The sequence below is a fragment of the uncultured Tepidimonas sp. genome, assembly GCF_938045175.1.
In the GTDB taxonomy this organism is placed as follows: Bacteria; Pseudomonadota; Gammaproteobacteria; order Burkholderiales; family Burkholderiaceae_C; genus Tepidimonas.
Genome location: NZ_CALIND010000104.1, coordinates 1 through 6470 on the forward strand (window position 1 = coordinate 1; position 6470 = coordinate 6470).

9 protein-coding genes are annotated in these 6470 nt (G+C 65.1%); 5 read left to right on the forward strand and 4 right to left on the reverse strand.

Annotated elements, in window-relative coordinates:
* Positions 1 to 377 (forward strand): laccase domain-containing protein (locus Q0716_RS05525; protein WP_299020616.1); only part of this gene is annotated, 377 nt, incomplete at its 5' end.
* On the opposite strand, the gene Q0716_RS05530 is transcribed toward Q0716_RS05525, so the two are convergent.
* Entirely contained in the window at positions 297 to 599 is a 303-nt protein-coding gene (locus tag Q0716_RS05530; protein WP_299020619.1) for a hypothetical protein, read from the reverse strand. The two genes, Q0716_RS05525 and Q0716_RS05530, sit on opposite strands and share 81 nt — an antisense overlap.
* Before the next feature lie 247 nt (positions 600 to 846).
* Between Q0716_RS05530 and phaC the strand changes: the two genes are divergently transcribed.
* The 3 genes from phaC (at position 847) to phbB (ending at position 4609) form a co-directional block, all read left to right on the forward strand.
* Entirely contained in the window at positions 847 to 2571 is a 1725-nt protein-coding gene (phaC, locus tag Q0716_RS05535) for a class I poly(R)-hydroxyalkanoic acid synthase (protein ID WP_299020630.1), read from the forward strand.
* Between the two features lie 62 nt (positions 2572 to 2633).
* Complete coding sequence (locus tag Q0716_RS05540) at positions 2634 to 3812, forward strand: acetyl-CoA C-acetyltransferase (RefSeq protein WP_299020621.1); 1179 nt, start codon at positions 2634 to 2636, stop codon at positions 3810 to 3812.
* Between the two features lie 56 nt (positions 3813 to 3868).
* On the forward strand, positions 3869 to 4609 hold the full coding sequence (phbB, locus tag Q0716_RS05545) for an acetoacetyl-CoA reductase (RefSeq protein WP_299020623.1): 741 nt from the start codon (positions 3869 to 3871) through the stop codon (positions 4607 to 4609).
* 365 nt (positions 4610 to 4974) lie between these two features.
* Here the strand turns inward: phbB and Q0716_RS05550 are convergent, their stop codons facing one another.
* Positions 4975 to 5232: a DUF1640 domain-containing protein gene (locus tag Q0716_RS05550; RefSeq protein ID WP_299020624.1), complete on the reverse strand. Its 258-nt coding sequence runs from the start codon at positions 5230 to 5232 to the stop codon at positions 4975 to 4977.
* A gap of 29 nt (positions 5233 to 5261) precedes the next feature.
* Between Q0716_RS05550 and Q0716_RS05555 the strand changes: the two genes are divergently transcribed.
* Entirely contained in the window at positions 5262 to 5519 is a 258-nt protein-coding gene (locus Q0716_RS05555; RefSeq protein WP_299020626.1) for a hypothetical protein, read from the forward strand.
* 206 nt (positions 5520 to 5725) lie between these two features.
* Here Q0716_RS05555 and Q0716_RS05560 read toward each other — a convergent pair whose 3' ends face one another.
* On the reverse strand, positions 5726 to 6121 hold the full coding sequence (locus tag Q0716_RS05560) for a hypothetical protein (protein ID WP_299020627.1): 396 nt from the start codon (positions 6119 to 6121) through the stop codon (positions 5726 to 5728).
* 27 nt (positions 6122 to 6148) lie between these two features.
* On the reverse strand, positions 6149 to 6470 hold a 322-nt coding region (locus Q0716_RS05565; protein WP_366139719.1), incomplete at its 5' end, for a pyocin activator PrtN family protein.

Genomic DNA, 6470 nt, shown 5'->3' on the forward strand with positions numbered 1-6470 from the left:
TGGAGGCGCTGTGCGAGCACTGGCCGGCCGCCCGTGACGCGGCGCGACGCCAGACCATCTGCGCCTGGATCGGTGCCGCCATCGGGCAGCAGGCGTTCGAGGTCGGGCCCGAGGTGGTGCGGGCGTTCGTGTCCGTCTGCCCGTCCGACGCCGACGCCTTCACGCCGTCACCGAATCGCAGTGACCGCTGGCTGGCCAACCTGCCGCTGCTGGCACGGCGGCGCCTGCAGCGCTTGGGGTTCGGTCGGGTCAGTGGTCATGACGGCTCGCGCGCCTGGTGCACCGCCAGCGATGCGTCACGGTTTTTCTCGCACCGGCGCGACGCCGCCGTCCTGGGCGGCAGTGGCCGGCAGGCTGCCGCCATCTGGTTGGCCTGAACCGGTGGCGGTTGTGGCGGCATCGGCCTGGGCGGCTTTCACGCTGCGCCGATGCCGTCGGCGCAGCGGTGTGCCCATCAGATAAATGACCAATGCCATCGGGCCCACGCCGTAGAGCAACAGCGTGAAAAAGGCGCCCAGCAGGGTGCCATTGGGGCTGAGGGCCTCGGCCAGCACCATCATCAAGACCACGTAGCCCCAAGCCAGAATCACGAGATACATCGGTGCCTGCCCGTCAGCGTCGTGGAAGTCTGGGTAGCGACACTCGACATCGGCCGAGGGTCGATGGAAACGTGACCCCCGGGAAAATCCGAACGCCACCGAGCGCGATTGTCACGGAAATGCCCGTCCAGCGCGTTACCATGTGGCCCATAACCGACAAGGAGACCGTGCGATGACAACGACGGGCCGTGACCCATTGACGTGGGGGCCATGGTCGGCGCAGGCCTGGCAGCCATGGATCCAGGCGATGCAGTCGGCCATGCCAGGGGGGGCTGCCGGGTTGGCTTCGGGTGGCGCGCCCGGGGCCGGGGCAGAGATCGGCGGCTTGTCCGCTCTCTTGCAGGGTCTGTCGGGCCAGCCGGTGGCGCTCGACCCCCAGCAGTGGACGGCGATCCAGCAGGACTACCTGCGCGAGTTGGGCGAACTCTGGCGCCAGGGCCTGCAGGTACAGCCACCGCGCGACGACCGGCGCTTTGCCAGCGACGCCTGGGCGCGTAACCCGGTCGCGGCCCACGCGGCGGCGCTGTATCTGCTCCATACCCGCACCCTGATGCGCATGGCCGACGCGGTGCAGGCCGATGCCAAGACGCGCGCCCGCATCCGCTTCGCCGTCCAGCAGTGGATCGACGCGAGCGCGCCGAGCAACTTCTGGGCCTACAATGCCGAGGCGCAGCAAAAGGCCATCGAGACGCGCGGCGAGAGCATCGCCCGCGGCGTGCAGAACCTGTTGCACGACCTGCAACAGGGTTACGTCTCGATGACCGACCACAGCGCGTTCGAGGTCGGACGCAACGTCGCTACCACCGAAGGGCAGGTGGTGTTCGAAAACGCGCTGTTTCAGCTCATCGAGTACAAGCCCCTCACGACCAAGGTGTACGAGCGGCCGTTCCTGGTGGTGCCGCCGTGCATCAACAAGTACTACATCCTCGACCTGCAGCCGGACAATTCGTTTCTGCGCTACGCGGTGGAGCAGGGGCATCGCACCTTCGTCATCAGTTGGCGCAACCCGGACGCCACGCTGGCGCAGGCCACGTGGGACGACTACATCGAAGACGCGGTGATTCGCGCCATCGACATCGTGCGCGAGATCGGCAAGGCCGAGACCATCAACGCGCTGGGCTTTTGCGTTGGCGGCACGATGCTGGGCACCGCGCTGGCGGTGCTGGCCGCACGCGGCGAGCGCAAGGTGCAAAGCGCCACGTTCCTGACGACCCTGCTCGACTTTACCGACACGGGCGTGCTCGACGTTTTCATCGACGAGGCGTTCGTGCGCTACCGCGAGCTGCAATTCGCCAACGGCGGGCTGCTGCCCGGGCGGGAACTGGCGACCACGTTCAGCTTTCTGCGGCCCAACGACTTGGTCTGGAACTACGTCGTGGGCAACTACCTCAAGGGCGAGACGCCGCCGCCGTTCGACCTGTTGTACTGGAATAGCGACAGCACCAACCTGCCGGGCAAATGGTACGCCTGGTACCTGCGTCACCTGTATCTGCAAAACGAACTCTGCCAGCCCGGCAAGCTGACCACCTGTGGCCAGCGGCTCGACCTGGGGGCGATCGACGTGCCAGCGTACGTGTACGGCTCGCGCGAGGACCACATCGTGCCCATCGGTGGGGCCTACGCGAGCACGCAGCACCTGGGTGGCCCGGTGCGTTTCGTCATGGGGGCGTCGGGGCACATCGCGGGGGTGATCAATCCCGCGTCCAAAGGCAAGCGCAGTTTCTGGACGGGGCCCGAGGGGCACTTCCCGCCCGCGGTGGACGACTGGATGGCCGCCGCCACCGAGCACAAGGGCAGCTGGTGGACCGATTGGGCGCCCTGGCTGGCGGCGCAGGCCGGGCGGCAGGTCGCGGCTCCCCGCACCTATGGCAACCGACGCTACCGGCCCATCGAGCCCGCGCCCGGGCGCTATGTCAAGGTGCGCGCCGAGGATGCGCTGGCCACGTTGGCCACCGGAGGCTCCACCGTTTGAGGCGGCGCGCGGCGGCTGCCCGCGCCGATTGGGTTTTCAACAGGTCAGAGAAGGAATCCGTCATGCAAGACATCGTCATTGTGGGTGCCGTGCGCACCGCCATCGGCAAATTTGGGGGCACCTTGGCCAAGACGCCCGCCACCGATCTGGGAGCGGTCGTCATCCGTGCCCTGCTGGAGCGCACCGGGGTGCCCGCGGCCCAAGTCGGTGAGGTCATCATGGGCCAGGTGCTGGCCGCAGGCTGCGGGCAAAACCCGGCCCGCCAGGCTGCCATGAAGGCCGGCGTGCCAAAGGAAACACCGGCGCTGACCATCAACGCCGTCTGCGGCTCCGGGCTGAAAGCGGTCATGCTGGCCGCGCAGGCGGTGGCGTGGGGCGACAGCGACATCGTCATCGCGGGGGGGCAGGAGAACATGTCGCTCGCACCGCACGTGCTGATGGGCAGCCGCGAGGGCCAACGCATGGGCGACTGGAAGATGATCGACTCCATGATCGTCGATGGCTTGTGGGACGTCTACAACCAGTACCACATGGGCATCACCGCCGAAAACGTCGCCCGCGCGCACGGCATCACGCGCGAGATGCAGGACGCGCTCGCGCTGGCCAGCCAGCAAAAAGCCGCTGCGGCGCAGGATGCGGGCAAGTTCAAGGACGAGATCGTCCCGGTCAGCATCCCGCAGCGCAAGGGTGATCCGGTGCTGTTCGACACCGACGAATACATCAACCGCAAGACCAGTGCCGAGGCGCTGGCCAGCCTCAAGCCCGCCTTCGACAAAACGGGTAGCGTGACGGCCGGCAACGCCAGTGGCATCAACGACGGGGCTGCGGCCGTCATGGTCATGAGCGCGCGCAAGGCGGCCGAGCTTGGCCTGCCACCGCTGGCGCGCATCGCCAGCTTCGGCACCAGCGGGCTCGATCCCGCCACCATGGGTATGGGGCCGGTGCCGGCGTCGCAAAAGGCGCTGGCGCGCGCCGGTTGGTCGGTAGCCGACGTCGATCTGTTCGAACTCAACGAGGCCTTCGCCGCCCAGGCCTGCGCGGTCAACCTGGGGCTGGGTGTCGATCCGGCCAAGGTGAACGTCAACGGCGGCGCGATCGCCTTGGGGCACCCCATCGGCGCATCGGGTTGCCGCATCCTGGTCACGCTGTTGCATGAGATGCAGCGCCGCAACGCCCGCAAGGGGCTAGCCGCCTTGTGCATCGGCGGCGGCATGGGGGTCTCCCTCTGTGTCGAGCGCTGAGGCGTATCCGTCGCCCCGTTTTTTCATCACACACCCATCACTCAGAGGAGCACACCATGAGCCAACCACGCGTCGCTTACGTCACCGGTGGCATGGGCGGTATCGGCACCGCCATCTGCCAGGCCCTGTACAAGGCCGGCTTCAAGGTCATCGCCGGCTGCGGCCCCACGCGCGACTATCAAAAATGGCTGGACGAACAAAAGGCGTTGGGCTACACCTTCTATGCCAGCGTCGGCAACGTCGCCGATTGGGACTCTACGGTACAGGCGTTCACCAAAGCCAAGGCGGAGCACGGGCCCATCGACGTGCTGGTCAACAATGCCGGCATCACCCGTGACCGGCTGTTCCTCAAGATGACCAAGGAAGACTGGGACGCGGTCATCAACACCAACCTGACGTCGATGTTCAACGTCACCAAGCAGGTCGTGCCCGATATGGTCGAGCGGGGATGGGGCCGCATCATTCAGATCTCCTCCGTCAACGGCGAAAAAGGCCAGGCGGGCCAGACCAACTACTCGGCGGCCAAGGCGGGGATGCACGGCTTCACGATGGCGCTGGCGCAGGAACTGGCCTCCAAGGGCGTGACGGTCAACACCGTCAGCCCCGGCTACATCGCCACCGACATGGTCAAGGCGATTCGCCCCGACGTGCTGGAGAAAATCGTCGCGCAGATCCCGGTCAAGCGCTTGGGTGAGCCGCGCGAGATCGCTTCCATCGTCGCGTGGTTGGCCAGCGACGACGCCGGCTTTGCGACCGGGGCCGACTTCTCGATCAACGGCGGCCTGCACATGGGTTGACGCCCTCGTGGGGTAGCGGCGGGGCGATCGGAGATAATCCGCGCCCCATGAGCGACTTCTTGCCGACCCATCCGCGCTCCCCCTGGCGCCTGTCGGTGGCGCCGATGATGCAGTGGACAGACGAAAAACGAGCGCGCCTATGAGAAGCCCGAGGTCCGGCGGTATCGCGTAGCACTTTTGTAGCACTGGGGAGACTGCCGGGGAGGGCAGCGTCAGGTCAATGGTGACGTGGCCCGCCCGGGTCATCGCGCCCCCACTTTGGGCACGCGCACGTGCGGCTCCCACCTTTGGATGGGCTTGGCTTCGCCAAGGTTGGCGACGCCTGTGGAGAGGATTTTGACGTCGTTGCTATCCGCCGCCGTGACTCACAGCAGCTTGGCAAGCGCCGCCACCACGCCCACGGCCACCACCATCATGCTGCCGAGTTTGATGATGAGGCGCTGCTCCATGAGCTGCATGTCTTTGCGTAGGTCGGCGATGTCGGCCTTGGTGGCGAGGTTTTCCAGATTCGCCTCCAGCGCCTCGGCCAATGCTTCGGCCTGCTCTTCGGCCAAGCGCGGGTCCATCCCCGCCTCTTTGAGGCGGCGGGCGAACTTGAGCGTGTCGAAGGTCAGCGCGGTCATGGTCACAGTGTAGCACCGAGATACACCATATGCCACACAACGCCACGCTGCTCTACCCCTACCAGCGGCGCTATTTGGCCGATGGCGGCCGCTTCGAGACGGGCATGTGGAGCCGCCAGACAGTCAAGACCCTCACGACCACGCCGGAGGTGGTGCTGGATGTGCCCTTCGCCACCGACGAGCTGACGCACATGGTGCGCATCGGCAAGAACGGCAACTACATCCGCGCCGGGCGCCACCCTAGCACTTTCGCCCCGATGCTAACGGGCAAAAATTTCCAGTCCTGAAAGGGAAGGGTGTGGATTCGGTAGCTGTGGGATCCGTCGTGCTCGGTGCGGCGCCCCACGACCTCGATCCATTGGCCAGGACTCGGGTGCTGCTCGTCCGTGATCCAGTCGGGCGATAGCGAAAACTCCCGTCCTGGACGGGTCTCTACGCCCTCAAGGGCCAACTGGACTCGATGCAGGCACAGCAGCATCGTATCGATGCACCGTCAAGCCTTGTCGGCTTGCTCGGCTTGTTCGGGCGTCATGCCCTCGACGATAGCGCCTTTGGTGGAGAGTGCCTCGCGGTAAGCGTCGATGAGTTGCTGAACGCTAATCCGCTGCTCTTGGAGCATTTTTCGCACATCAAGCCCAAGGCTTGATGCCAGGGCAAGCGACGACTCCAACGAAAACTCACGCGGACGCGGCAGCGGCTGCAAATAGCCGCAGTCGATGCACTCCAGTCCGCGCTCGGTGGCAATCAGCACGCCTTTGTCGCGCCCCTCACCCCCGTGCGGCGACTCGCTGCGGTACGGGCAGGTGTAGGGGTGGAACCAATCGAAGCACACCGGCGAGTGCAGGTGTAGCTGCTGCTCGTTGATGGTTTGGATATCGGGCATGTTCATGGATTGCGATCATAATCCATGGCTTGCCTAGAACGTTAATTGCTGCAACTCCTTTTTGGCTGCTTCACGGCGGGCGTCCAGATAATCCGCCAAGTCTTGCAGATGTATTCCTTTGGCGGACTTTTGGCTCCCTTCCATGCGAACCAACGGGAGTCGTATTTCGCCAGAGGCACATTTGCGAATGAACTTTTCTGGCGTCAGGTGCTGGAAGTAATCTCGACAGACGACCTCTACGGGTATGACGGCTTGTGCGTCATACTGCGCCATGAGTAGCATCAAGGTTTTCAAGTCCAGACCTCCGATACCTTGCTTCTTCAACCACAAGAGAATAGCGCAAAAGTTCAAGTAT